The sequence below is a fragment of the Ruegeria sp. CI8 genome (assembly GCF_056536865.1).
In genome coordinates this window covers 37,420-60,922 of the sequence record NZ_JBQFQL010000003.1, presented here as the reverse complement: position 1 = coordinate 60,922, position 23,503 = coordinate 37,420, and the positions used below count along the sequence as shown (strand labels likewise).

At 63.3% G+C, this 23,503-nt stretch carries 26 protein-coding genes; 20 read left to right on the top strand and 6 right to left on the bottom strand.

Going from position 1 to position 23,503, the window contains the following annotated elements; all coding sequences use genetic code 11:
- Positions 1 to 245: 245 nt before the first annotated feature.
- Positions 246 to 1,259 carry a LacI family DNA-binding transcriptional regulator gene (locus tag ACR0DA_RS13695; RefSeq protein ID WP_480754475.1) on the top strand — a complete coding sequence of 338 codons (1,014 nt, stop codon included), beginning with the start codon at positions 246 to 248 and terminating at the stop codon, positions 1,257 to 1,259.
- 4 nt (positions 1,260 to 1,263) lie between these two features.
- On the opposite strand, the gene ACR0DA_RS13690 is transcribed toward ACR0DA_RS13695, so the two are convergent.
- Positions 1,264 to 1,629, bottom strand: a complete 366-nt coding sequence (locus ACR0DA_RS13690; protein ID WP_480754474.1) for a winged helix-turn-helix transcriptional regulator — start codon at positions 1,627 to 1,629, stop codon at positions 1,264 to 1,266.
- A gap of 128 nt (positions 1,630 to 1,757) precedes the next feature.
- Between ACR0DA_RS13690 and ACR0DA_RS13685 the strand changes: the two genes are divergently transcribed.
- The 12 genes from ACR0DA_RS13685 (at position 1,758) to ACR0DA_RS13630 (ending at position 11,584) form a co-directional block, all read left to right on the top strand.
- Entirely contained in the window at positions 1,758 to 2,366 is a 609-nt protein-coding gene (locus ACR0DA_RS13685; protein ID WP_170435746.1) for an NAD(P)H-dependent oxidoreductase, read from the top strand.
- Positions 2,353 to 3,072, top strand: coding sequence for a glutathione S-transferase family protein (locus ACR0DA_RS13680; protein WP_480754471.1), 720 nt, complete (start codon positions 2,353 to 2,355; stop codon positions 3,070 to 3,072). The genes ACR0DA_RS13685 and ACR0DA_RS13680 overlap by 14 nt, the downstream gene beginning before the upstream one ends.
- Before the next feature lie 223 nt (positions 3,073 to 3,295).
- Positions 3,296 to 5,275 carry a bifunctional 2',3'-cyclic-nucleotide 2'-phosphodiesterase/3'-nucleotidase gene (locus ACR0DA_RS13675; RefSeq protein ID WP_480754468.1) on the top strand — a complete coding sequence of 660 codons (1,980 nt, stop codon included), beginning with the start codon at positions 3,296 to 3,298 and terminating at the stop codon, positions 5,273 to 5,275.
- A 316-nt stretch (positions 5,276 to 5,591) separates the two neighbouring features.
- Entirely contained in the window at positions 5,592 to 6,353 is a 762-nt protein-coding gene (locus tag ACR0DA_RS13670) for an urease accessory protein UreD (RefSeq protein WP_480754467.1), read from the top strand.
- Between the two features lies 1 nt (position 6,354).
- Positions 6,355 to 6,657 carry an urease subunit gamma gene (locus tag ACR0DA_RS13665; RefSeq protein WP_005976933.1) on the top strand — a complete coding sequence of 101 codons (303 nt, stop codon included), beginning with the start codon at positions 6,355 to 6,357 and terminating at the stop codon, positions 6,655 to 6,657.
- Between the two features lie 11 nt (positions 6,658 to 6,668).
- Positions 6,669 to 6,827, top strand: coding sequence for a hypothetical protein (locus ACR0DA_RS13660; RefSeq protein WP_170341557.1), 159 nt, complete (start codon positions 6,669 to 6,671; stop codon positions 6,825 to 6,827).
- Positions 6,824 to 7,129, top strand: coding sequence for an urease subunit beta (locus ACR0DA_RS13655; protein ID WP_480754466.1), 306 nt, complete (start codon positions 6,824 to 6,826; stop codon positions 7,127 to 7,129). The genes ACR0DA_RS13660 and ACR0DA_RS13655 overlap by 4 nt, the downstream gene beginning before the upstream one ends.
- A complete protein-coding gene (gene ureC, locus ACR0DA_RS13650) occupies positions 7,129 to 8,838 on the top strand; it encodes an urease subunit alpha (RefSeq protein WP_480754464.1) in 1,710 nt (569 codons plus the stop codon). Before ACR0DA_RS13655 ends, ureC begins: the two co-directional genes overlap by 1 nt.
- 15 nt (positions 8,839 to 8,853) lie before the next feature.
- Complete coding sequence (locus ACR0DA_RS13645; protein WP_170509874.1) at positions 8,854 to 9,300, top strand: urease accessory protein UreE; 447 nt, start codon at positions 8,854 to 8,856, stop codon at positions 9,298 to 9,300.
- Positions 9,284 to 9,937 carry an urease accessory protein UreF gene (locus ACR0DA_RS13640; protein WP_480754462.1) on the top strand — a complete coding sequence of 218 codons (654 nt, stop codon included), beginning with the start codon at positions 9,284 to 9,286 and terminating at the stop codon, positions 9,935 to 9,937. The genes ACR0DA_RS13645 and ACR0DA_RS13640 overlap by 17 nt, the downstream gene beginning before the upstream one ends.
- Positions 9,934 to 10,569 carry an urease accessory protein UreG gene (gene ureG, locus ACR0DA_RS13635; RefSeq protein ID WP_480754461.1) on the top strand — a complete coding sequence of 212 codons (636 nt, stop codon included), beginning with the start codon at positions 9,934 to 9,936 and terminating at the stop codon, positions 10,567 to 10,569. The genes ACR0DA_RS13640 and ureG overlap by 4 nt, the downstream gene beginning before the upstream one ends.
- Before the next feature lie 175 nt (positions 10,570 to 10,744).
- Positions 10,745 to 11,584: an EamA family transporter gene (locus tag ACR0DA_RS13630; RefSeq protein WP_480754459.1), complete on the top strand. Its 840-nt coding sequence runs from the start codon at positions 10,745 to 10,747 to the stop codon at positions 11,582 to 11,584.
- Positions 11,585 to 11,593: 9 nt separating this feature from the next.
- Here the strand turns inward: ACR0DA_RS13630 and ACR0DA_RS13625 are convergent, their stop codons facing one another.
- A complete protein-coding gene (locus tag ACR0DA_RS13625; protein WP_170435732.1) occupies positions 11,594 to 12,211 on the bottom strand; it encodes a TetR/AcrR family transcriptional regulator in 618 nt (205 codons plus the stop codon).
- A gap of 127 nt (positions 12,212 to 12,338) precedes the next feature.
- On the opposite strand from ACR0DA_RS13625, the gene mbfA reads away from it, so the two are divergent.
- From mbfA to ACR0DA_RS13595, 6 genes are all read left to right on the top strand, one after another.
- Entirely contained in the window at positions 12,339 to 13,313 is a 975-nt protein-coding gene (gene mbfA, locus ACR0DA_RS13620; protein WP_170365821.1) for an iron exporter MbfA, read from the top strand.
- Between the two features lie 44 nt (positions 13,314 to 13,357).
- Positions 13,358 to 14,287 carry an AEC family transporter gene (locus tag ACR0DA_RS13615; protein WP_170371717.1) on the top strand — a complete coding sequence of 310 codons (930 nt, stop codon included), beginning with the start codon at positions 13,358 to 13,360 and terminating at the stop codon, positions 14,285 to 14,287.
- A gap of 101 nt (positions 14,288 to 14,388) precedes the next feature.
- Entirely contained in the window at positions 14,389 to 15,222 is an 834-nt protein-coding gene (fghA, locus tag ACR0DA_RS13610) for an S-formylglutathione hydrolase (protein ID WP_170391507.1), read from the top strand.
- 3 nt (positions 15,223 to 15,225) lie between these two features.
- Positions 15,226 to 16,695 (top strand): Si-specific NAD(P)(+) transhydrogenase, encoded by a 1,470-nt coding sequence (gene sthA, locus ACR0DA_RS13605; RefSeq protein WP_093963338.1) that lies wholly within the window; start codon positions 15,226 to 15,228, stop codon positions 16,693 to 16,695.
- Positions 16,692 to 17,147 (top strand): YaiI/YqxD family protein, encoded by a 456-nt coding sequence (locus ACR0DA_RS13600; RefSeq protein WP_480754456.1) that lies wholly within the window; start codon positions 16,692 to 16,694, stop codon positions 17,145 to 17,147. Before sthA ends, ACR0DA_RS13600 begins: the two co-directional genes overlap by 4 nt.
- A gap of 73 nt (positions 17,148 to 17,220) precedes the next feature.
- On the top strand, positions 17,221 to 17,841 hold the full coding sequence (locus tag ACR0DA_RS13595; RefSeq protein ID WP_170448113.1) for an HAD family hydrolase: 621 nt from the start codon (positions 17,221 to 17,223) through the stop codon (positions 17,839 to 17,841).
- Between the two features lie 2 nt (positions 17,842 to 17,843).
- Here ACR0DA_RS13595 and ACR0DA_RS13590 read toward each other — a convergent pair whose 3' ends face one another.
- Entirely contained in the window at positions 17,844 to 19,085 is a 1,242-nt protein-coding gene (locus ACR0DA_RS13590; RefSeq protein ID WP_170448115.1) for an MFS transporter, read from the bottom strand.
- 145 nt (positions 19,086 to 19,230) lie between these two features.
- On the opposite strand from ACR0DA_RS13590, the gene zapE reads away from it, so the two are divergent.
- Positions 19,231 to 20,289: a cell division protein ZapE gene (gene zapE, locus ACR0DA_RS13585; protein WP_170367286.1), complete on the top strand. Its 1,059-nt coding sequence runs from the start codon at positions 19,231 to 19,233 to the stop codon at positions 20,287 to 20,289.
- 39 nt (positions 20,290 to 20,328) lie between these two features.
- On the opposite strand, the gene ACR0DA_RS13580 is transcribed toward zapE, so the two are convergent.
- Genes ACR0DA_RS13580 through ACR0DA_RS13570 form a run of 3 tightly spaced genes read right to left on the bottom strand, consistent with a single transcriptional unit; the run spans position 20,329 to position 23,502 of the window.
- Complete coding sequence (locus tag ACR0DA_RS13580) at positions 20,329 to 21,603, bottom strand: bifunctional folylpolyglutamate synthase/dihydrofolate synthase (protein ID WP_170452526.1); 1,275 nt, start codon at positions 21,601 to 21,603, stop codon at positions 20,329 to 20,331.
- A complete protein-coding gene (gene accD / locus ACR0DA_RS13575) occupies positions 21,600 to 22,544 on the bottom strand; it encodes an acetyl-CoA carboxylase, carboxyltransferase subunit beta (RefSeq protein ID WP_170452524.1) in 945 nt (314 codons plus the stop codon). The genes ACR0DA_RS13580 and accD overlap by 4 nt, the downstream gene beginning before the upstream one ends.
- Positions 22,545 to 22,602: 58 nt before the next feature.
- Positions 22,603 to 23,502 carry a CPBP family intramembrane glutamic endopeptidase gene (locus tag ACR0DA_RS13570; protein WP_170391502.1) on the bottom strand — a complete coding sequence of 300 codons (900 nt, stop codon included), beginning with the start codon at positions 23,500 to 23,502 and terminating at the stop codon, positions 22,603 to 22,605.
- Between the last annotated feature and the right edge of the window lies 1 nt (position 23,503).

The following is a 23,503-nucleotide window of genomic DNA, read 5'->3' as shown; positions in this document are numbered from 1 at the left end:
GACTCCTCCCAGAGTTTCGATTGGGCCTTTTGCCCGTTCTGCCCGGTGGGGTCGGTTTGCTGTGCTTGTCGTGCGGCGACTCACCCCAGGCGATGTCATTAGCATGGTATAACGATATATCTTCCGTCAATGAATATTTTCCAATCGGTTGGCCCGAACTTTAGTAAGTTGTGAGAATTGCTCGTTGCAATGCCCTAGTGAGTTGGGCATTTTGATGATGCAACGATATATCAGAAGTCCGAGAAATGCCCGCCAAACCCACCCTCGCCAGTGTCGCCAAAGCCGCCGGAGTCTCGATCCCGACGGTCAGCCAGGTGATGCGCGGCACTGGGCGGATTTCCGAGCAGACCCGTAAGAAAGTGCTGCAGGCGGCCGAGGCCTTGCACTATGTCACGGACTCGCGGGCGGCGTCGATGCGATCAGGCGAGAACCGGGAAATCGGATTCGTTCTGAACCAGTTCGCAAACCCGTTCAACGCCGAAGTGGTCAGCGGCGCGGTCGAGTTGCTGGAGGCCGAGGGGTATCTGGTTTCGATCCTGGACACGCGCGACGACGCGGACCGGCAGGGCAAGCAATTGCGGGATTTCATCCGCAACGGGCGCGGCGGCCTGCTGTGGGTGCCTGCGCTGGAGACCACGGCCGAAACTCTTCAACTGCTGCGCACGCATGGTTTGCCCACGGTGACCTTTCTGCGCCATGTCAGCCCCGATTTTGATCATGTGGGCATCAGAAATTCCGAAGCGACCGCGACCGCAACCAATCACCTGGCGGAACTGGGGCACAGGCACATCGCATTCTTCGGCGGCATCGGCATGAACCCCGTTCGAAAGCAGCGCATATCCGGGTATCAGCGCACGCTGCAGGACTTGTCTTTGGGGCCGCCGATTGTCTGGCCGTCACCTGACACCAAACGCGCCGGTATGCAGGAGATGCTGAAATTGCACGACGCCCATCCGGAGGTCACGGCGGTGGTCTGCAATGGGGACATGGTCGCTTTGGGGGCGTGTTTCGGTCTGATGCGGGCTGGGTTGCAGCCGGGGCGGGATGTTTCGATTGTTGGATTTGACGATACCGAGGATGCCTCGGTCGCAATTCCCGCGCTCAGTACCATGGCGGTTTCGCCAAAGCGGTTGGGCCGCAAGCTCGCGCGCACTCTGCTGGACAGGATAAAAGACCCTGATATGCCGGTAATCGTGTCCGAAGTTTCAGCCCGGTTCATCGCACGGGAAACCACGGGGCCGCTGCAGAAGGACCGCTGACGGATCAGGCGCGCGTATCCGGCAAGGTCTCGCTCCACTTCCGCAGCTCGTCCAGAAAACCCAGCGCGGTGCGTCCACGTTCGGTCACGGAGTACTGCACTGAAACCGGTGAGGTTTCGAGCACTTGGCGGTGCACCAGGCCCTGTTGCTCCAATTGGCGCAAGCGTTCGGCGATCATCTTTTTGCTGGCGCCACCGATCATCCGGGCCAAGTCATTGAATCGTACCGGCTCGTCTTTGAGATGCCACAGGATCGACCCGGTCCACTTGCCACCAATGATCCGCATGCCGCGCTCGATGGGGCATGGTTCGCTGCACGCATCCACTGCTTGCCGCTTGCCTTGGTCGTCCTGTTCGATACGGGCACGCATCACCTTATCCAGTCCAGTCACAGGTTACAAAAAGTAAACTGGTTGCAATTCATCACTACTGTTCTCAAGTTCGGTTTCACCCCGACCGAAGTCAAGGGGCAAGCAGTTTCAAAACCAAGGATATGGACATGAGCAAGATCCTGATCGTGAACGGTACGCAGCCTTATGAATTCGCACCTGGCCGCCTGAATGCGTCGCTGGTGCAACGGGCGCAGGACGCGCTGACCGGCATGGGCCACGAGGTGCGCGTGACCACGGTTGCCGAAGGATACGACATCAATGCCGAGATCGACGCCCATGTCTGGGCGGATGTGGTCATCATGCAGTTTCCGGTGAATTGGATGGGTGTACCGTGGGTGTTCAAAAAGTACCTCGACGAGGTCTACACCGCGGGCATGGACGGCCGGCTGCTGGCCGGCGACGGCCGGACCGCCGAGGCGCCCAAGGCCAATTACGGCACCGGTGGCCTGCTGCACGGGACGAAATACATGCTGTCGGTCACCTTCAACGCCCCGCGCGAGGCGTTCGACAACCCGGCCGAGCCGTTCTTTGCCGGGGCCAGCGTCGATGACCTGCTGTGGCCAATGCACCTGAACGCCAAGTTTCTGGCGATGCAGCCCCTGCCCACCTTCGCGGCCTTCGACGTGATGAAGAACCCCCGGATCGAACAGGATTTCCAGCGGTTCGACGCGCATCTGAAAGAGCATTTCGAGGAGATCGCGCATGTCGCAGCCTGACATTCACCTCTACACCGCGGCCACGATGAATGGCTACAAACCGGTGATCTTCCTGGAAGAGGCAGGCGTACCCTACGACCTGACGCCCATCGACTTTTCCAAACAGGAACAAAAGTCGCCCGCGTTCTTGTCGCTGAACCCCAACAGCAAGATACCGGTGATCGAGGACCGGGCCGAAGGTCGCGCGATTTTCGAAAGCGGCGCAATCCTGTGGCACCTAGCGCAGAAATACGGTCAGTTCCTGCCCTCAGATCCGGTGCAGCAGTCCGAGGTGATGCAGTGGATGCTGTTCCAGGTCGGGCATGTGGGTCCGATGATGGGCCAGGCCATGTATTTCCAGCACATTGCTGCCCCCAATGGCCATACCGAACCGTTCTCGATCCGCCGCTACGTGGACGAAAGCCGCCGCCTAATGGAGGTGATGAATGATCGCCTGAATGGGCGCGACTGGATCGCGGCAGGGCAATATACGATCGCGGACATGATGCTGTATCCATGGGCCCGGGCCTATGTCTGGGCGCGGGTTCAGGTCGATGACCTTCCGCATCTGAACGCATGGTTCGACCGCATCGATGCCCGCCCCGCAGTGCAGAAGGCGCTGACCATTCCCAAGGCCAATCCGCAGTTCTGGGATGCCTCGGCTGATGCCAGCGCCTTTGCGCGGGAGAACGCCGCGCGGTTTGCCGGTGACGTGAAAAAGGACTGAAGCCGCGGCCCGGGCTCCCTAGCCCGGGCCCGCACAACAGCACATTGGGCGCCGCACGGCCCAAGCGCGGGTCAATGGCCGGGAGGACGCTTTACTCGGGTGTCAAAAGCGGTCAGTCTGAACCATCGGCGCGCCGGGTGATCCCCTCGGGCCGCGCTGTCACATCATTGTCGTCATAAACGTTCAGATGATGCGTCGACCAATTTATTTCGAGAGGTGCCTCATGACTCTATCCAGCAAATTCGCGATGTCGCGGCGTCAATTTCTGGCCACCACCACGGCCGGCGTCGCCATGGTTTCCCTGCACCCGTTCTCCGCCGCCGCCGCAAGCAACCAGGCGCATCTGCGGATCATGGAAACGACCGACATTCACGTTCACGTCTTTCCCTATGACTACTACGCCGACAAGCCGCGCGATACGGTGGGCCTGTCGCGCGCGGCCTCGATCATCAACGAGATCCGGGCCGAGGCCACCAACGCGATGCTGGTCGACAATGGCGACTTTCTTCAGGGCAACCCGATGGGCGACTACATCGCTTACGAGCGTGGCATGAACGACGGCGACACCCACCCGATCATCAACGCGTTCAACACGTTGGGCTATGATGCCGCGACGCTGGGCAACCACGAGTTCAACTATGGCCTGAGCTTTCTGGAAAAATCGCTGGCCGGGGCGCAGTTCCCGATCGTGCTGGCCAATATTGCCAAGGAACAGGGCGCCAACCCGCGCGCGGACAAGACGCTGGTGCAGCCCTATGTCATCCTTGATCGCGAGATCGAGCTGGGCGATGGCAGCAAGCAGCCGATCCGCATCGGCGTCATCGGCTTCACCCCGCCGCAGATCATGAACTGGGACCGCCGCCACCTGGAAGGCAACGTGCAGGCCCGCGACATCGTCGAAACCGCCAAGGCCTATGTGCCCGAGATGAAAGAGCAAGGCTGCGATCTGATCCTGGCCCTGTCGCATTCGGGCATCGGCGCGGCCGATCACGCGGACGGGATGGAGAACGCCTCGGTCCCGCTGGCCGGGGTCGATGGCATCGACGCGCTTGTGACCGGGCACAACCACCTGGTCTTCCCCTCGCCCACCTTCGCCGACCGTGCCGGAGTTGACGTGGACAAGGGCACGCTGATGGGCAAGCCGGCCGTCATGGGCGGGTTCTGGGGGTCGCATCTGGGCGTGCTCGACCTGCTGCTGGAACGCGACGGCAACGAATGGCGCGTGGTCACCACCACCTCCGAGGCGCGGCCGATCTCGAAGCGCAACGAAGATCGCTCGATCACCGCGCTGGTCGAGGACGACCCCAAGGTGCTGGCCTCGGTCGCGCGGGACCACGAGGAAACGCTGGCCTATGTGCGCCGCGCGGTGGGCAAGACCTCGGCCCCGCTGCACAGCTATTTCGCGCTGGTGGCCGATGATCCCTCGGTCCAGATCGTGTCGATCGCGCAGAAATGGTATGTTGAGGAGATGCTGAAAGGCACCGAGCACGAGGGTCTGCCGATCCTGTCGGCCGCGGCGCCGTTCAAGGCCGGTGGCCGGGGTGGCCCGGAATACTATACCGACGTGCCGGTGGGCGATGTGGCGATCAAGAACGTGGCCGACCTGTATCTCTATCCCAACACCGTGCGCGCGGTGCGGGTGAACGGCGCGCAACTGCGCGGCTGGCTGGAGCGTTCGGCCGGGATGTTCAACCAGATCGAGTCGGGCGCCAAGGATGCGCTGCTGCTGAACCCCGAATTCCCGTCCTACAATTTCGACGTGATCGACGGCGTGACCTACCAGATCGACCTGTCACAGCCCTCGCGTTTTGGGCCGAAGGGCGAAGAGGTCAACCCTGATGCGGCGCGCATCGTGAACCTGCAGTTCAACGGTGCCCCGGTGACCGACGACATGGAGTTCATCATCGCCACCAACAACTACCGCGCTTCGGGCGGCGGATCGTTCCCGGGCGCGATGGGCGACACCATCGTGTTCGAGGCCCCCGACACCAACCGCGACGTGATCGTGCGCTATATCGTCGAGCAAGGCACGATCGACCCCAAGGCCGACGGCAACTGGTCCTTCGCACCGCTGGGCGACACCACGGTTCTGTTCGAAACCGGTCCCAAGGCGCGCGATTACATCAGCGACGTCAAAGGTTTGGCGCTGGAAGACGCAGGCGACGGGGCCGACGGTTTCGCGGCCTTCCGCATCACGCTCTGACCGGCGACAGACACCGGCTCGGGCGGCCAGACTGGCCGCCCTTTTCTTTTGATTTGTGGCGGAGGGCCGATTATCACGAGCATTGGTGTGGCGCTTATTTTTCAGGCGATAGGGGAATTAATGCCCAGGAAATGGGCGAACGAGTATTCTGGCCCAATTGCCTCTGCCGGGCTGCGCTGACTCGAGGAAAAGGCTGTGGTGCTTTCGCATCCGACAGTCCTTTCGCCCGGAGCCACCAATTACCTCTTTGTCCGCAATAACTCCCGCGCAAGCGATCGCCACGCCTCCACGTGCTGTTGGGCGGGGTGTTGTGTCCGTGGTTGGCCGCGCTGGCCGGACCGAGTTGCAGGACCTGCGCCAGCAAGGGTCGCTGAAGCTGCTGTTTCCTCGGCGTGATGGCTCGGACATCCAGGCCGTTCTGGTCAATACCGCCGGCGGCGTCACCGGCGGAGACAGTTTTGACCTTTCCGCCACCGCTCAGCCAGATGCACATCTGACCCTGACCACGCAGGCCGCCGAGCGCGCCTATCGCGCGTCCGGAGCAGTTCCGGGCCGTATTCGGACACATCTGACCGTGGCGGCAGGCGCCCAGTTGAACTGGCTGCCGCAGGAGACGATCCTTTTTGATGGTTGCGCGATCGACCGCCGCCTGCGTGTCGATCTGGCCCCCGACGCCGGCCTGCTGCTGGTGGAATCGCTGATCTTCGGACGCGCCGCAATGGGCGAGCGAATTACCGCGGCCCACTTCCACGACCGCATTGAAATCTGGCGCGCGGGCCGGGTGGCCCATCTGGACGCGCTGCGTCTGACCGGTGATCTGGCGGCGGAAATGGCCCGGCCGGGCGTTGGCGACGGCGCCGGCGCACTCAGCAGCCTGATACTGATCCGGCCGGATGCCGCCGCGCATCTGGACCCGATCCGCGCGGCCTTGCCTGACACCGGCGGCGTCAGCCTTGTGGGTGAGGAAATGCTGTTGATGCGCCTGCTGGCGCCCGACGGTTTCGCGCTGCGCCAGACCCTTGTGCCGATCCTGAACCGGCTGACCCGCAACTCCCTACCAAGACCCTGGATGATCTGACATGCAACTCTCGCCGCGTGAAAAAGACAAACTGCTGATCGCCATGGCCGCCGAGGTGGCGCGCAAGCGCCTGGCCCGGGGCGTGCGCCTGAACTACCCCGAGGCCATCGCGCTGATCACCGATGCCGTGGTCGAGGGCGCCCGCGACGGCCGCTCGGTCGCCGACATGATGGAGGCCGGCGCACAGGTCATCACCCGCGACCAGTGCATGGACGGCATCCCCGAGATGATCCACGAGGTGCAGGTCGAGGCGACGTTCCCCGACGGCACCAAGCTGGTCACCGTCCACAACCCCATCCGCTGAAGGAGATGACGATGAGAAACCTGGCTTCCCTGCCCTTCGCCATGATGGCCGCCCCCGCGCTGGCGCATGACGGGCCGCACCTGCACCCGCATGACTCGGGCACCTGGCTGGTGCTGGTCCTGCTGCTGGCGATCGGCGGCGTCGCGATCTGGCTGAAGGCGCGCAAATGATCCCCGGAGAGGTCATCACCGCCCCCGGCGAGATCGAGCTGAACGCGGGCGCGACGGCGATCACCCTGATGGTGGCCAATACCGGTGACCGGCCCGTGCAGGTGGGCTCGCACTATCATTTCGCCGAAACCAACCCGGCGCTGGATTTCGACCGGGCCGCCGCCCAAGGCATGCGGCTGGACATCGCCGCGGGAACCGCCGTGCGGTTCGAGCCCGGCCAAAGGCGCGAGGTGCAGCTGATCCCGATCGCCGGCGCGCGGCGCGTCTTCGGGTTTAACGGCGCAGTCATGGGGGACCTCTGATGCCAGCCCAGATCAAGCGATCCGACTATGCCGCGATGTACGGCCCCACCACGGGTGACAAGGTGCGGCTGGCCGATACTGACCTGATCATCGAGGTCGAGCGCGACCTGACCACCTATGGCGAAGAGGTCAAGTTCGGCGGCGGCAAGGTGATCCGCGACGGCATGGGCCAGTCTCAGGCCACCCGCGCTGAAGGGGCGGTGGACACCGTCATCACCAATGCGCTGATCGTCGACTGGACGGGCATCTACAAGGCGGATGTGGGCCTCAAGGACGGGCGCATCGCCAAGATCGGCAAGGCGGGCAACCCCGACACGCAGCCCGGCGTGGATATCATAGTCGGCCCCGGTACCGAGGCCATCGCCGGCGAGGGCCGCATCCTGACCGCCGGCGGGTTCGACAGCCACATCCATTTTATCTGCCCGCAACAGATCGAGGATGCGCTGCATTCCGGCCTGACCACCATGCTGGGCGGCGGCACTGGCCCGGCGCATGGCACGCTGGCCACCACCTGTACGCCCGGCCCCTGGCATATCGGGCGCATGCTGCAGGCGGCCGACGCCTTTCCGATGAACCTGGCCTTTGCGGGCAAGGGCAACGCCTCGCAACCGGCGGCCCTGCGCGAACAGGTCCTGGCCGGGGCCTGCGCCCTGAAACTGCACGAGGACTGGGGCACCACCCCTGCAGCCATCGATTGCTGCCTGACGGTGGCCGATGAGATGGACGTGCAGGTGATGATCCACACCGACACGCTGAACGAAAGCGGGTTCGTCGAAAACACCGTGGCCGCCATGAAAGGCCGCACGATCCACGCCTTCCACACCGAGGGCGCAGGCGGCGGCCACGCCCCCGACATCATCAAGATATGCGGCGAGGCGCATGTGCTGCCCTCCTCGACCAACCCGACCCGGCCTTTTACCGTGAACACGGTCGAAGAGCATCTGGACATGCTGATGGTCTGCCATCACCTCGACAAATCCATCCCCGAGGACGTGGCCTTTGCCGAAAGCCGCATCCGGCGCGAGACCATCGCGGCCGAGGACATTCTGCACGACATGGGCGCCTTCAGCATCATCGCCTCCGACAGCCAGGCGATGGGCCGCGTGGGCGAGGTTCTGATCCGCACCTGGCAGACCGCCGACAAGATGAAGAAACAACGCGGGCGCCTGCCGGAAGAAACGGGCGAAAACGACAACTTCCGCGTGCGCCGTTATATCGCGAAATACACGATCAACCCGGCCATCGCGCACGGGCTCGGCACCCATATCGGCAGCATCGAGGAGGGCAAACGCGCCGATCTGGTGCTGTGGAACCCCGCCTTTTTCGGCGTGAAGCCCGAGATGGTGCTGCTGGGCGGCACCATCGCCTGTGCGCAGATGGGCGACCCGAACGCCTCGATCCCCACACCTCAGCCGGTCTATTCCCGGCCGATGTGGGGGGCCTATGGCCGCTCGGTCGAACAGGGCGCGGTGACCTTCGTGTCGGAAGCCGCGCAAGAGGACGGCATCGCCGCGCGTCTGGGCCTGGCCAAGCAGACCGTTGCGGTGCGCAACACCCGCGCGATCGGCAAGCGTGATCTGCGGCTGAACGATGCCCTGCCCGAGATCGAGGTGAACCCCGAAACCTACGAGGTGCGCGCCGACGGCGAATTGCTGACCTGCCAGCCCGCCGAAACCCTGCCCATGGCGCAACGCTATTTCCTGTTCTGAGAAGGGACGCCCCCGATGCTTGCCACATCACAGAAAATCCGCCGCAACGGTCAGTGGGACGAAACCCATGGCACCGTGACGCTGAACTACGAAGACCGCTTTCTGCGCCGCCGGATGCTGCGCACCGCCCAGAACGAGGAGTTCCTGGTGGATCTGTCGCAGACGACCTCGCTGGACGGGGGGGACGCATTCGAACTGGCCGATGGCCGCCTGATCGAGGTGGTCGCCGCCGAAGAGGATCTGTTCGCGGTCACCGGCCCAGATCTGACCCGGCTGGCCTGGCATATCGGCAACCGTCACACCCCCTGCCAGATCGAGCCCGACCGGCTGGTGATCCGCCGCGACCATGTGATCCGCGACATGCTGTTGAAGCTTGGCGCGACGGTCCAGGACATCCGCGCGCCCTTCAGCCCCGAAGGCGGCGCCTATGGGCACGGACGGACCCATGGCCACAGCCACTGACTTTGATCTGCTTACGCTGACGCAATGGCTGTCGCCCGCCTATCCGGTGGGGGCTTTTGCCTATTCGCACGGGCTGGAACGTCTGGTTCAATCGGGCGCGGTGCACGATGCGGCCAGCCTGCGGGACTGGCTGCACGATGTGCTGGAACACGGTGCCGGATGGTCGGATGCCCTATTTCTGACCGCCGCTTGGCGCGCCAAATCCGAGCTGGCCGTGGCCGAACTTGACGATATGGCCCGCGCCTTCGCCGGCCCCTTCGAGCGCAGATTCGAGGCCGCGCAACAGGGTGCGGCCTTCAGCGGTGTGACGGCTGCAGTCTGGGGCATCGAACTGGCGGATCTGACTTATCCCGTCGCCGTCGGCTGCGCGGCGCGCCAGGCCGGTTTGCCGGTGGAACCGACCGCGCGACTGTATCTGCATGCGCTCATCAGCAATCTTGTTTCGGCCGCGCAGCGGCTGATGCCCCTGGGCCAGACCGCTGCCCAAGGGGTGGTCCGAGACATGGCGCCCTTGTGCGCACTTCAGGCGCACGCAGCGGTGCAGGCCGATCTGTCGGCCCTGTCCGGCACCGCCTTTCTGGCCGAGATCGCGGCCATGCAACATGAAACCCAACAACCAAGGATTTTCCGCACATGAGCAGCATGAACGGCCCTCTGCGGGTGGGCATCGGCGGCCCGGTCGGTGCGGGCAAGACCAGCCTGACCGCCGCCCTCGCCCGCGCGCTGCGCGACACCCATTCGATCGGGGTGATTACCAATGACATCTACACGCAGGAAGACGCCGAGGCGCTGATGCGCATGCAGATCCTGCCGCAGGACCGGGTGATCGGCGTGGAAACCGGAGGTTGTCCTCATACCGCGATCCGAGAGGATGCCTCGATCAATCTGGCTGCTGTGGCCGAGATGGTGCGCCGTCACCCCGAGGTCGAGATCGTTCTGATCGAATCCGGCGGTGACAACCTGTCGGCCACCTTCAGCCCGGAACTGGCGGATGTGACGATCTACGTGATCGACGTGGCCGCGGGCGAAGAGATCCCCCGCAAGGGCGGCCCCGCGATCACCCGTTCTGACATCCTGATCATCAACAAGGTCGATCTTGCTCCGCATGTTGGAGCGGACCTGTCGGTGATGCAGCGCGATGCGGCCCGGATGCGCGGCGATCGTCCATTCGTATTCACCAACCTGCGGAGCGGTAGCGGAACAAGTGAAATCATCGATCTGTTGGACAAGATTGCCGGCATCGACGCCGGACGGCGTGCAACGGCGTAAGACCCACAACACGACAATGGGCGTTTCCGGTTCCAGAATTTGGAACCTTGCGCCTGCCGGGTAATCCGATGTAACCGGATTCGACCACCGACGCTGTCCTTGCGATAGCCCGGTGCGAGAAAGTTGCAGCCGGGCCGACCCTTCTTGGGGCCGCCCCATCACCTGAGGACCGCCGGTGAGCCCATTCGTCGTCGCGATCATTCTGTCGGCTGCCATCCTGCACGCCGTCTGGAACGCCATCGTCAAAACCGCGGGCGACCGGACGACGACTCTGGGCCTAGTGGCCTTCGGGCATGTGATCCCAGCCAGCGTCATGATCCTTGTCCTGCCCTTTCCGGGCGGCGACAGCTTTGTCTACATCCTTTTGTCCACCGTGGTGCATTTCGGATATTACTTCATGCTGGGCAAAGCCTATCAGCATGGCGACCTCAGCGTGGTCTACCCGATTGCCCGAGGTATCGTTCCGGCGCTGGTGGCGCTTTGGGCCTATCTGTTGCTGGATGAGGTTCTGCCCCTGCAAGCCTGGATCGGCATCGGCCTTATCGCGTTCGGCATCCAGCTCAGCAGTTGGAGCTCGCTCCGGCAAGGCGTCGGCGGCGCGGCGCTGGGGTTTGCGGTGGGTACCGGGCTTTGCATCTCGGTCTATTCGGTTGTGGACGGCATGGGGGTGCGGCTGTCTGGAAACACGGTCAGCTACTGGGCTTGGGGGGCGTTTCTGCACCTGTTCATCGCCGGCTTCGTGGGCCTGCGACGGCGGCGGGTTCTGACACAGCTTCCGGCGCGCACCTGGGCGATCGGCATCCTGGGCGGTTTCGTGTCGATGCTGGCTTATGGGCTGGTGCTCTATGCCAAGAATTTCGCGCCGCTGGGGGCGGTCTCGGCGTTGCGGGAAACCTCAGTGATTTTTGCGGCCCTGATCGGGTTCGTCTTCCTGCACGAAGGCTATTGGGTGCGCAGGCTGGGGGCCGCCATCCTGATGGCGGGGGGCGTGGCGCTGGTTGGACTTTCGGGCTGAGCCGGTCCGTCAAGTGCCGTAACGCGCCATGAACATGTCAACGGCGTTGGTGGCCACTTCGTCGATTTCCTCGTCCGAGAACCGGGTTTGGATCCCCAAAGCCGCCAGCGTCCACAGGCGCACCTTGCACAATTCCGAGAACTGTTCGGCGGCAAAATGCACGTCGTCAATCGCCAGCTCACCTTTGGCCACGGCTTTTTCCAGATACTCGGCCATCTGGCGCTGACCGTTGGCGGGGCCGGCTTCGTAGAACGCCTTGCCCAATTCCGGGAACCTGTCACGCTCGGCCACGCAGATGCGGAACACCTGCTGCGCAAAATCCGATACCAGAAACCGGGTCAGATGCGTGGCGGTGATCATCAACGCCTCGCGTACCGGCTTGGTTTCATCGATCATGGCCAGCACGTTTTCCGCCATGCGGCAACACTCGGTCTGCGCCACTTCGGAGAACAGAAGTCGTTTGTCCGGGAAATAGCTGTAGAGTGTCGCCTTCGACACACCCGCCGCACGCGCGATGTCATCGACGCTGGCGCCTTCGAACCCATCCGCCATGAAAACCTCTCGGGCGCCGTTCAGAACCTGGTCGAATTTCCGTCCGGTACGCACGATGGTTGCGGCTTGGGTCATGGTGTCTCCTTGGCTGGGTGCTGCGACAAATCTATAAACCAGTCAGTTCAGTTTCAACGGTTTTCAATTCGGCTTGAAAGTTTCGTTACGCGGCGTAGATTAGAATAATTCTAAAACGAGGGTGGCTATGCGGTTTTTCACTCAGCGCAAACACTTCAGGGATCTGACCGAGCAGGAAGTTATCGCACTTGCGATTTCGTCCGAGGAAGATGACGCGCGGATCTATAGGTCATATGCCGAAATGCTACGCCCCGACTATCCGGCGACGGCCAAAATCTTCGATGGCATGGCTGCCGAGGAAGACGAGCACCGCCGTCGCCTGATCGCTCTGCACGAGGATCGGTTCGGCCCGGTGATCCCTCTGATCCGGCGCGAGCATGTCGCCGGTTACTACGCCCGCCGTCCGATCTGGCTGGTCGAGAATCTCGGAATCGAGCGAATCCGCGAAGAAGCCGAGATGATGGAGCGCGACGCGGAACGGTTCTATCTGGCGGCTGCTGGTCGTACGACCGATGCAGCAACACGCAAACTTCTGGGCGACCTGGCTGCGGCCGAAGCGGGACATCAAGCCGCGGCCGCCGAATTGGAAGAAGCTCACCTGGATCACGATGAAAAAGAAGCCGAAAAGGTGATTTCACACCGGCAATTCATCCTGACCTGGGTCCAGCCGGGATTGGCCGGGCTGATGGACGGGTCGGTGTCGACCTTGGCGCCGATCTTCGCGACGGCCTTTGCCACGCACGACCCTTGGACGACCTTTCTTGTGGGCCTTGCAGCGTCAGTGGGCGCAGGTATTTCCATGGGCTTCACCGAAGCGGCATCGGACGATGGCGAGTTGTCGGGCCGTGGATCACCGGTCAAGCGGGGTTTGGCGTCCGGCGTGATGACCACGGTCGGCGGATTGGGCCACGCCCTGCCCTATCTGATCCCGGAGTTCTGGACGGCCACGATCATTGCCTTCATCGTGGTGTTTTTCGAATTGTGGGCGATCGCGTGGATTCAGAATCGCTATATGGAAACTCCGTTCTTCCGTGCCGCTTTTCAGGTCGTTTTGGGCGGAGCGCTGGTGCTGGCAGCCGGGATATTGATCGGCAGCGGGTGATGACCCTGCTTGCGATGTGGTAATTCTATGTTACCAATCTGCGCATGGTCGATATCTTTCTGCGCACCCTGCCCTTCTTTGCGATCATCGGCCTGGGATACTGGGCCGGGCGCAGCCGGTTCTTCACCGAAGACGCCACGGCCTATCTGACCAAGTTCGTGTTCTATTTCGCGTTGTCGGCGATGCTGTTCCGCTTTGCCGCCACGCTGCCCTTTGCCGAGATCTTCAACGCGCGGCTGATGCTGGGCTATCTGATCGGCACGGCGGGCGTATACGCGCTGGCCACGTTGGTCGCCTATCTGCGCGGGCTCGACATCCCCACCGCCGCGGTCGAGGCGCAATGCGCCGCCATCGGAAATGTGGGCTTTTTGGGTCTGCCAATGTTGGCCCTGCTGTTTTCCGAAGCCGCAATCGGGCCGGTCATGCTGGTTCTGACGGTCGATCTGGTGGTGTTTTCCTCTCTGATCGTGATCCTGATCAACGGCGGGCGGGATGGAAAGCTGACAGTTGGGACGCTGCGGCTCATCGGAGTCGGGCTGCTGAAAAACCCCATGATCGTCTCGATCTCGGCCGGGTTGATCTGGTCGGCCCTGCAGATGCCGGTGCCTGACCCGTTGAACGATTTTCTGACCATTCTGGGTGGCGCCGCCACGCCGGGCGCGCTGTTTGCCATTGGCGCTTCGCTGGCCACCAAATCAGCCGAGCGGGTTCAGATCGCGCTGTGGCTCAGCTTTTGCAAACTGGCCGTGCACCCAGCCTGTGTGGCCGTGGTGCTGCTGTGGCTGCTGCCGACTGATCCTTTTGCCGCGGCGGTGGCGATCTCCGCCGCCGCCCTGCCAGTGGCCGGCAATGTCTATATGCTGGCGGCCCACTATGGGGTGGCGCCGCACCGGGCATCTGCCGCCATTCTGCTGTCGACCATTGTCAGCATTCTGACCGTGCCGGTGGTCATCGCGTGGGTTGCCGCATTCTGACGCGGCGACTTCAAAATGCGTGCGAACATTGGTGCCCGGACTTTACGCCGGGGCCTTCGCCCGTTAGCCATGGCACGAACCCAACGTAAGGATGATGCCAGATGGAAACCCTTTCCGAAAACGCCTGTTTCGGTGGCGTGCAGGGCGTGTACCGCCACGCCTCGGCGGCGTGCCAGTGCGACATGACCTTTGGCCTGTTCCTGCCGGCCGAGGCCAAGGACGGCCCGGTTCCGGTCCTTTGGTATCTGTCGGGCCTGACCTGCACCCATGAAAACGCGATGGTCAAGGCGGGCGCGCAGGCTTGGGCTGCCGAACAAGGCATCGCACTGGTCTTTCCCGACACCTCGCCGCGCGGCGAAGGGGTCGCCGATCACGAGGATTACGACCTAGGCCAGGGTGCCGGGTTCTATGTGAACGCCACTCAGGCCCCCTGGGCGCCGCATTTCAACATGTGGGACTATGTGGCTGACGAGCTGCCCGCGCTGCTGGTCGAAAACTTCGCCATCGATGGCGACCGGCAGGCCATCACCGGCCATTCGATGGGCGGCCACGGGGCGCTGACGCTGGCGATGAACCTGCCGGGCCGGTTCCGCTCGGTCTCGGCCTTTGCGCCGATCTCGAACCCGACGGCCAGCGACTGGGGCCGCAAGCAGCTGAGTGCCTATCTGGGCGATGACCCGACCGCCTGGGCCAAACATGACGCGACTCTGATGATGAAGGAAAAGGGCTTTGACGGCCCGATCCTGGTCGACACCGGCACCAACGACCAGTTCATCGACCTGCTGCGCCCCGAGGCCTTGGCACAGGCCATCGCCGAGCGCCGTCAACAGGCCACGAACCGGTTGCAGCCCGGCTATGACCATTCCTACTTTTTCGTGTCCACCTTCATGGAGGACCACGTCACCTTCCACGCCGAAGCCCTGTACGGAGACTGAGGGATGAGCAAATACGACTATGACCTGATCATCATCGGCTCGGGTCCATCGGGCCGCGCGGCGGCGATTCAGGCGGGCAAGCTGAAACGCAAGGTTCTGGTAGTTGACCGCCGTGACCGGTTGGGCGGCGTGTCGGTGCACACGGGCACGATCCCGTCGAAGACCCTGCGCGAAACGGTGCTGAACCTGTCTGGCTGGCGCGAGCGCAGCTTTTACGGCCGTTCGTACCGGGTCAAGGACCAGATCCGCGCCGAGGACCTCAAGGCCCGGCTGCACATGACGCTGGACTATGAGGTTGACGTGCTGGAACACCAGTTCAACCGCAACCACGTTGAAACCATGGACGGTGTAGCCCGTTTCGTGGGCCCGCACGAGATCGAGGTCACTGCCGATGCGGGCGACACCACCCGCCTGACGGCCGCGAAATTCCTGATCTCGACCGGGACGAAAACCTATCGCCCCGATTACGTGCCCTTTAACGGCAAGACCATCGTCGATGGCGACGAGTTCCTGGAAATGGCCGAGATTCCGCGTTCGCTCTGCGTGATCGGCGCGGGCGTGATCGGGGTCGAGTATGCCACGATGTTCTCGGCGCTGGATGTGCGGGTGACGCTGATCGAACCGCGCGAGACCTTCCTGGATTTCATCGACAAGACCCTGATCCAGGAATTCACACACCAGATCCGCGAAAACGGGGTGGACCTGCGGCTGGGCTCGGCCGTGGAAAAGATCGAGGACGCCGGCAAGCATGTCGAGATCACCATGTCAAACGGCCGCCATGTTCGGGCCGAGATGCTGCTGTTCGCGGCGGGCCGCATGGGCAACACCTCGGCGCTGAATCTGGGTGCGGTTGGGATCGAAACCGACCACCGCAACCGCATTTCGGTGGACCGCAAGACCTATCAGACCTCGGTGCCGCATATCTATGCCACCGGCGACGTGATCGGGCATCCATCGCTGGCCTCGACGTCGATGCAGCAGGGCCGCGTGGCCGCCTGCCACGCGCTCGAGACCCCCACCCTGCCCGAAAGCCCTTGGTTCCCTTATGGCATCTACTCGGTGCCCGAAATCTCGACCTGCGGCATGTCCGAGGAAGAGCTGCAGGAACGTGGCATTCCCTACGAGGTGGGCGTGGCCCGGTTCCGCGAGACCTCTCGCGGGCATATCATGGGGCTCGAGCACGGGATGCTGAAGATGCTGTTCTCGCTTAAAACCCGCCGGGTGCTGGGCGTGCAGATCGTCGGCGAAGGCGCGACCGAGCTGATCCACATCGCCCAGGCGGTGCTGAACCTGAAGGGCACGGTGGACTATTTCGTGCAGAACACCTTCAACTATCCGACCCTGGCTGAGGCCTACAAGATCGCCGGGCTCGACGCCTTCAACCGGATGCCGATCCCGGACGAGTTCAAGGTGCGCAAATCCGATGCGCCCGAGCCAGCGAAGTTGGCGCCCAAGAAGGCCAAGCAGGCGTGACGACCCTGTATGTCGATGGCGACGCCTGCCCGGTGAAGGCCGAGGCCGAACGCGTCGCCACACGGCACAAGGTGCCGATGGTCGTGGTCGCAAATGGCGGGCTGCGCCCCTCGGCCAACCCGCTGGTTCAGATCGTGACCGTTGCGCAAGGCGCGGACGAGGCCGACAAGTGGATCGCCGAGCGGAGTGGCCCGGGCGACATCGTCATCACCTCGGACATCCCGTTGGCCGCCAAATGCGTCGAGGCCGGCGCGCGGGTGCTGCGCCCCAATGGCGAGGCCTTCACCGCCGCCAATATCGGCCAGCAACTGGCGATGCGCGATCTGATGGCGGACCTGCGCGCCGCCAATCCGCTGGGCACCGGGGGCGGTGGCAAACCGTTTTCCAAGGCCGACCGGTCGCGGTTTCTGGACGCGCTCGAGCGCGAGACGCGCGCCGCCCTGCGGGCCTGAGATTGGCCTTGCATCCCGCCCGGCGGGTTGGTTCAGTCGGCCCCGAACGCAACACAAGCGAACAGGAAATCCCATGCCCGTAGAAGCGGTCGTTTTTGACATCGGCAACGTTCTGATCGAATGGCAGCCCGAGCGGTATTATGACCGCGTGATCGGCGAGGACCGGCGGCGTGAAATGTTCTCGACCGTCGACCTGCACGACATGAACGACTTGGTCGATCAGGGGCATCACTTCACCGAAACGATCTATGCCTGGGCCGAAAAATACCCCGAATGGCGCAATGAGATCCGCATGTGGCACGACAACTGGATCGAACTGGCCGCGCCCGAGATCCCGCATTCGGTCCGGCTGCAGCGCGCGCTGCGAGCCAAGGGCGTGCCGGTCTTTGCGCTGACCAATTTCGGGGTGCAGAATTTCGACTATGCGACCACCGTCTATCCGTTCCTGAACGAGTTCGACCGGCATTATGTCTCGGGGCGGATGAAGATGGTGAAACCGCATGCCCCGATCTACCAGATGGTCGAACAGGATTGCGGCCTGCCGCCCGAGACGCTGCTGTTCACAGACGACCGGATCGACAACATCGAAACCGCCCGTGGCCGTGGTTGGCAGACCCACCATTTCGACGGTCCGCAGGGCTGGGCCGAAAGGCTGGTGGCCGAAGGTCTGCTCTCCCCGGACGAGGCCGCCTGATCCTATGCGGCAGCGGGCTGCGCGGGGCGATTTTCGCGGATCGGCAGGTGTACGATCGCGCTGAAGGCGCCGATGGCCACGCCGATCCACCAGACCATGGTGTAATCGCCATAAAGGTCATACATTCGGCCGCCCAGCCAGATGCCCAGGAAACTGCCGACCTGATGGCTGAAGAAGATGATGCCATACAGCGTGCCCATGTAGCGCAAGCCGTAAAGATGCGCGACGAGGCCCGAGGTCAACGGGATCGTCGCCAGCCACAGTGAGCCCATGACCAGCGAGAACAGGATCACGGTCAGAGGCGTGATGGGAAACAGGATGAACGCCGCGGCGGCGATCGTGCGCCCGGTGTAGACTGCTGCCAGAAGGTATTTCTTGGGGAAGTGATTGCCCGCCCATCCGGCCAGAAGGGTGCCTCCGATATTGGCAAGCCCGATCAACGAGATCGCCAGCGCACCCAAAGCAGACGTTGTGGTGATGCCCATCGCATGCAAGACACCGCCAGGTTGGATCGGGCCGCACATCTCGGTCACGAAGGCCGGGAAATGCGCGGTGACGAAGCCCAGTTGATAGCCGCAGCTGAAAAAACCCAAGAATATCAGCGCATAGGACGGGTCGCGGAAGGCGCGGCCCAGGATCTTGCCCATGCTTTCTTCCAATTCGGCCTTGCTGACCTGCGCGGGTGCGCGCATGAAGGGCAGTGTCAGCACAAGGGCCAGAATGGCAATGGCGAAGATGATGAACACCTGCTGCCACGGCAGAAAGGTCAGCATCCATTCAGCTGTCGGCGCACCGATCACCTGCCCGAAGCTGCCCGCTGCCGTTACGATCGCCAGCGACATCGAGCGGTTCTGATCCGTCGAGGCCCGCCCGACCACCGCCAGCACGACGCCAAAGCCCGTGCCTGCGATACCGAAGCCCACCAGCCAGGCATAAAGCTGATGCCCGAAGGGCGTAACGGACCAAGCCGACAGTACCATCCCCGCCGCATAGGTCAGCGCACCAAGAATGATCGCCCGCCGGTCGCCCATCTTTTCGGCGATGGCGGCAAAGATCGGCTGGCCGATGCCCCAGGCCAGGTTCTGGATCGCGATGGCCAGCGAGAAATCGGTGCGCAGCCAGCCGAACTCCTCGGCGATCGGAATCTGGAACACTCCGAACGAGGCGCGCACGGCGAAGCTGACCGTGATGATCACGCATCCGACGATCAGCACCGGGTTGAGCAGACGGGCGGTTGGGGTCATTGGGCCTCCGGGTTCAGCCCGCCGACAGTATCCGCTTGGGCTCGCTCGTCAATTCAGGAGTTTTGCGGTCACGATTAACCAAAATTGATGCGTGCCGGAGGATGCCTTCTTTTCAATGGCGCGGGCGGGCGCTATGGCTCGGGCCATGACCGACATGATCTCGTTGTACGAGGCCCGCGTTGCCGATGGCACCCTGAACCGCGACGACGCGCAAGAGGCCGTTCTGCCCCAGTTCGAGCGCATCCGGGCGGCTCTGGCCGCGCCGGTGAAACGCGGGCTGTTCCGCAAGGCACCGCCGCCGCCCAAGGGTTTGTACCTGTGGGGCGGCGTGGGGCGCGGCAAGTCCATGTTGATGGACATGTTCGTCGAAACGCTGGGCGAAGTTCCGGCCCGGCGCGTCCATTTCCATGCCTTCATGCAGGAAATCCACGCTGGCATGCATGAGGCGCGCGAAACCGGCGTGCAGGATGCACTGGCGCCGGTGGCGGCCTCGGTCGTGAAATCCGTGCGCCTGCTGGCCTTTGACGAGATGCAGATCACCGACATCACCGACGCGATGATCGTCGGGCGGCTGTTCGACATGCTGCATGCGGGTGGCGTCGTCGTTGTGACCACCTCCAACCGTCATCCCGACGATCTGTACAAGGATGGCCTGAACCGGCAGCTGTTCCTGCCCTTCATCCACCACATCAAGCAGCAGCTCGAAGTGTGGGAACTGACCTCGCCCACGGATTACCGGCAGAACCGGCTCGAGGGCTCGCCGGTCTATTTCACACCCATCGGACCCGAGGCGCGAGAGAAGATCCGGGCCGTGTGGGCCGACCTGTCCGGTGGGCCGGCCGAACCCCTGACCCTGCATGTCAAGGGGCGCGAGGTAGTGTTGCCCGCTTTTCGCAATGGTGTGGCACGGGCCTCGTTCTATGATCTGTGCGGCCGGATGTTGGGGCCGGGGGACTATTTGACCATTGCTGATGCGGTAAAAGTGCTGGTGCTCGAGGACATACCGCGCCTGTCGCGCAACAACTTCAACGAGGCGAAGCGGTTCGTCACGTTGATCGATGCGCTGTACGAGGCGAAGGTGCGGTTGATCTGTTCAGCGGCCGCCGAGCCTGAGATGCTGTATGTCGAGGGGGAAGGTGTTTTCGAGTTCGAGCGCACAGCCTCGCGCCTGCGGGAGATGCAGGCGCAGGACTGGGGACAATAGCGAGCGTTGCCGCTGGCGTAGCTGTGACTCAATGAATGGTCAGCCGTTTTCGCGCAGGATGTTGCCCGCGAGGTAGAGCGAGCCACAGATCAGCACGCGCGCCTGTGGGTCGGCTTTGATGATGGTGTCGAGGGCTTGGGACACACTGCTGGCGGTCGTCGCGGGCAGGTTCACCGATTTGGCGGCGGCAGCGGTTTCTTCGGCGCTCAGCGTATTGGTCTCGCCCGGGATGGAAACGGCGGTCAGGCTGGCAGCTTTCTGGGCCAGCGGGGAGAGGTAGCCGGTTACGTCCTTGGTGTTGAGCATGCCGCAAATCAGGTGTGTGGGTCGCGGGGGCAGCTTGGCCAAGACGTCCGCCAACGCGACGCCGGCGGCGGCGTTGTGGCCGCCGTCTAGCCAGAGTTCGGCCTGGGGCGCCTGTTCGACGAGCGGGCCGGTTTTCAGGCGCTGCATCCGGGCGGGCCATTCGGCACGGGTGACTGCGGCCTCGTAGGCCTCGTCGCCCAGGTCGAGGTGGCGCAGGACCGCCAGTGCGGCGCCGGCGTTCTGGATCTGGTGGGCGCCCAGCAGGTTCGGCAGCGGCAGGTCGCGCAAGCCGTTTTCGTCCTGGTAGATCAGGCGGCCATGCTCCTCGTGGACGTGCCAGTGCTGGCCGTGGGCCAGCAGCGGTGCGCCGAGGCGGGCGGCGGTGGCCTCGATGACCTCCATCGCCTCTTCCGGCTGCGGGCCGACGATGCAGGGCACGCCGCGCTTGATGATGCCGGCCTTTTCGGCGGCGATCTTGGCCAGCGTGTTGCCCAGGAACTGTTCATGGTCGATCGAGACCGGGGTGATGACCGTGACCGCGGGCTTTGCGATTACGTTGGTGGCGTCGAGCCGCCCGCCAAGCCCCACCTCGAGCAGCGTGTAGTCGGCGGGCACGCGGGAAAAGGCCAGCAGGGCCGCGCAGGTGGTGATCTCGAAATAGGTGATGTTCTCGCCGCCATTGGCGGTGTAGCACTCATCCAGAACGGCGGTCAGGTCGGGTTCCGAGATCAGCTTGCCCGCCAGGCGGATGCGCTCGTGAAAGCGTGCCAGATGCGGCGAGGTGTAGGCATGGGCCGTCAGCCCGGCCCCTTCCAGCCCGGCGCGGATCATCGCCTGGGTCGAGCCTTTGCCGTTGGTACCGGCGATATGGATCACCGGCGGCAGCTTGTCCTGCGGATTACCCAAAGCTTCGAGCAGACGCCAGACACGGTCCAAGGTCAGGTCGATGATCTTGGGGTGCAGCGCCATCATCCGGTCGAGGATGACGTCGGATGTGGGTGCGGTCATTTCTTGGGCTGGTCTTCGGCAGGCTTGGCCTGCGCGTCAGGCTGTTCGGCCGCGTCCTCGTTCGGGGCGGGCAGATCGCCTTTGACCGCCGGGGGCAGACCCATCAGCATCCGGATGATCGTGATCAACTCGTCCCGCAACTCGGTCCGTTTGGCGACGCGGTCCAGCATGCCGTGATCCAGCAGGTATTCGGCGCGCTGGAAGCCGTCGGGCAGTTTTTCACGGATCGTCTGCTCGATCACGCGGGGGCCGGCGAAACAGATCAGCGCGTTCGGCTCGGCAATATGCACGTCGCCGAGCATCGCGTAGGAGGCGGTGACGCCGCCGGTGGTGGGATGGGTCAGAACGACGATGTAAGGCAGGCCGGCCTCTTTCAGCATCTCCACCGCGACCGTGGTGCGCGGCATCTGCATCAGGCTGAGGATGCCTTCCTGCATCCGGGCGCCGCCGGCGGCGGAAAACAGGATCAGCGGGCGCTTGAGTTTCACCGCCTCTTGCGCGGCGGCGATGATGGCGTTGCCGACATACATGCCCATCGAACCGCCCATGAACGAGAAGTCCTGCGCCGCGGCCACGATGGGGGTGCGGCCGATCTCGCCGGTGGCGACCAGCATCGCCTCTTTCTCGCCGGTCTTTTTCTGCGCCGCCTTCATCCGGTCGGGGTATTTCTTCTGATCGCGGAACTGCAGCGGATCTTCCTTGGGCGCGGGCACTGCGACCTCGGTGAAGATGCCGCCGTCGAACAGGTGCTTGAACCGCTCGCGCGGGGTGATCAGCATGTGGTGTCCGCACTGGGTACAAACGTTCTGGTTGTCCGCCAGTTCACGGTGGAACAGCATCGTTCCGCACTCGTCGCATTTGTGCCAGAGATTCTCGGGCACCTCACGGCGGGAGAAGATCGAGTTGATCCGGGGGCGGACGTAGTTTGTGATCCAGTTCATGTCGGAACCTTGCTGATGCGGGTTGCAGTCAAATAAGACGCTACGGAAGGAAATGCAATCAGCGCCTGAGCGCAAGTCGCGCAACCAGCCAGCTGACGATCATCACCGCGAAATCCACGACAAGCCACTGGCGCAGGATACCGGTGTCCGATGTTTCGAACGGAAGATGATAGAGGGCCAGCCCACCCAGGCCGTCAGGCAACGATACGATCAGCAGAGCCGTTACATTGTTGGCAAAATGCATGGCGATTGCGGGTCCCAGCGTTCCTGCTCTGGCGGTGATGTCTGCACTAAGAAGGCCAAAGACAAAGGCCCAAACTGCGATCAGGATAGCATTGTCACCGGCGGCAAGAGGTGCGTAGTGCCCGGCAGCAAAAATCAGGGAGGGTACACCCATCCAAATCCACGGGGCCCTGAACCGCGCGGCCAGCGATTGTTGCAGGAACCCGCGGAATAGAATCTCTTCGGCGCTGACCTGAATAAGGACAGCCACCAGCGCCAGCGGCAACAGCAGCAGCCACCTGAAAACCGGCAGGTTTGGCTCCAAGGGCGGTCCCATATCGTATGGGGGCAGAACAAAAAGCAAGGCACCCAGCACGACCAGCGCCCGCAGAACCCGCCAGAATTGCCGTACAGTCAGAATCGGCGCCCCAACCACGGAGATCAGTTTCCGGTGCTGCACCTGTCGCACGGCCAATCCGACGCCCAATGTGGCAAAGGCAAAACTGGAAAGGATGACCAGCAGCGCCAGGGCCGAGGACCCGTCTTCGAAACCGGACACCAGTTCGGCCGAACCAAAGGCGGTTACAGCGGCCAGGAGAACCAGATTCAGTGCCAGCACGACGACCGTGATGATCGCGAACCCGAGCAGCAGCCGCCAGAGTTCGGGATAAGCCCTGGCCGGCGCCACCAGGATTTCGTGCGGGGCATAGGCCGGGTGTGGCTGCGGGTCGCGCATC

What these genes read in the sequence shown, in the direction of transcription:
- ACR0DA_RS13645 (WP_170509874.1), top strand. Translation starts at nt 8,854, where the DNA reads ATGCTTGCCACATCACAGAAAATCCGCCGCAACGGTCAGTGGGACGAA.
- ureG (WP_480754461.1), top strand. Translation starts at nt 9,934, where the DNA reads ATGAGCAGCATGAACGGCCCTCTGCGGGTGGGCATCGGCGGCCCGGTC.
- ACR0DA_RS13590 (WP_170448115.1), bottom strand. Translation starts at nt 19,085, where the DNA reads ATGACCCCAACCGCCCGTCTGCTCAACCCGGTGCTGATCGTCGGATGC.
- ureC (WP_480754464.1), top strand. Translation starts at nt 7,129, where the DNA reads ATGCCAGCCCAGATCAAGCGATCCGACTATGCCGCGATGTACGGCCCC.
- ACR0DA_RS13665 (WP_005976933.1), top strand. Translation starts at nt 6,355, where the DNA reads ATGCAACTCTCGCCGCGTGAAAAAGACAAACTGCTGATCGCCATGGCC.
- ACR0DA_RS13625 (WP_170435732.1), bottom strand. Translation starts at nt 12,211, where the DNA reads ATGACCCAAGCCGCAACCATCGTGCGTACCGGACGGAAATTCGACCAG.
- ACR0DA_RS13685 (WP_170435746.1), top strand. Translation starts at nt 1,758, where the DNA reads ATGAGCAAGATCCTGATCGTGAACGGTACGCAGCCTTATGAATTCGCA.
- ACR0DA_RS13655 (WP_480754466.1), top strand. Translation starts at nt 6,824, where the DNA reads ATGATCCCCGGAGAGGTCATCACCGCCCCCGGCGAGATCGAGCTGAAC.
- ACR0DA_RS13580 (WP_170452526.1), bottom strand. Translation starts at nt 21,603, where the DNA reads ATGACCGCACCCACATCCGACGTCATCCTCGACCGGATGATGGCGCTG.
- ACR0DA_RS13640 (WP_480754462.1), top strand. Translation starts at nt 9,284, where the DNA reads ATGGCCACAGCCACTGACTTTGATCTGCTTACGCTGACGCAATGGCTG.
- ACR0DA_RS13675 (WP_480754468.1), top strand. Translation starts at nt 3,296, where the DNA reads ATGACTCTATCCAGCAAATTCGCGATGTCGCGGCGTCAATTTCTGGCC.
- ACR0DA_RS13695 (WP_480754475.1), top strand. Translation starts at nt 246, where the DNA reads ATGCCCGCCAAACCCACCCTCGCCAGTGTCGCCAAAGCCGCCGGAGTC.
- ACR0DA_RS13595 (WP_170448113.1), top strand. Translation starts at nt 17,221, where the DNA reads ATGCCCGTAGAAGCGGTCGTTTTTGACATCGGCAACGTTCTGATCGAA.
- fghA (WP_170391507.1), top strand. Translation starts at nt 14,389, where the DNA reads ATGGAAACCCTTTCCGAAAACGCCTGTTTCGGTGGCGTGCAGGGCGTG.
- mbfA (WP_170365821.1), top strand. Translation starts at nt 12,339, where the DNA reads ATGCGGTTTTTCACTCAGCGCAAACACTTCAGGGATCTGACCGAGCAG.
- ACR0DA_RS13660 (WP_170341557.1), top strand. Translation starts at nt 6,669, where the DNA reads ATGAGAAACCTGGCTTCCCTGCCCTTCGCCATGATGGCCGCCCCCGCG.
- accD (WP_170452524.1), bottom strand. Translation starts at nt 22,544, where the DNA reads ATGAACTGGATCACAAACTACGTCCGCCCCCGGATCAACTCGATCTTC.
- zapE (WP_170367286.1), top strand. Translation starts at nt 19,231, where the DNA reads ATGACCGACATGATCTCGTTGTACGAGGCCCGCGTTGCCGATGGCACC.
- ACR0DA_RS13680 (WP_480754471.1), top strand. Translation starts at nt 2,353, where the DNA reads ATGTCGCAGCCTGACATTCACCTCTACACCGCGGCCACGATGAATGGC.
- sthA (WP_093963338.1), top strand. Translation starts at nt 15,226, where the DNA reads ATGAGCAAATACGACTATGACCTGATCATCATCGGCTCGGGTCCATCG.
- ACR0DA_RS13690 (WP_480754474.1), bottom strand. Translation starts at nt 1,629, where the DNA reads ATGCGTGCCCGTATCGAACAGGACGACCAAGGCAAGCGGCAAGCAGTG.
- ACR0DA_RS13570 (WP_170391502.1), bottom strand. Translation starts at nt 23,502, where the DNA reads ATGCGCGACCCGCAGCCACACCCGGCCTATGCCCCGCACGAAATCCTG.
- ACR0DA_RS13615 (WP_170371717.1), top strand. Translation starts at nt 13,358, where the DNA reads ATGGTCGATATCTTTCTGCGCACCCTGCCCTTCTTTGCGATCATCGGC.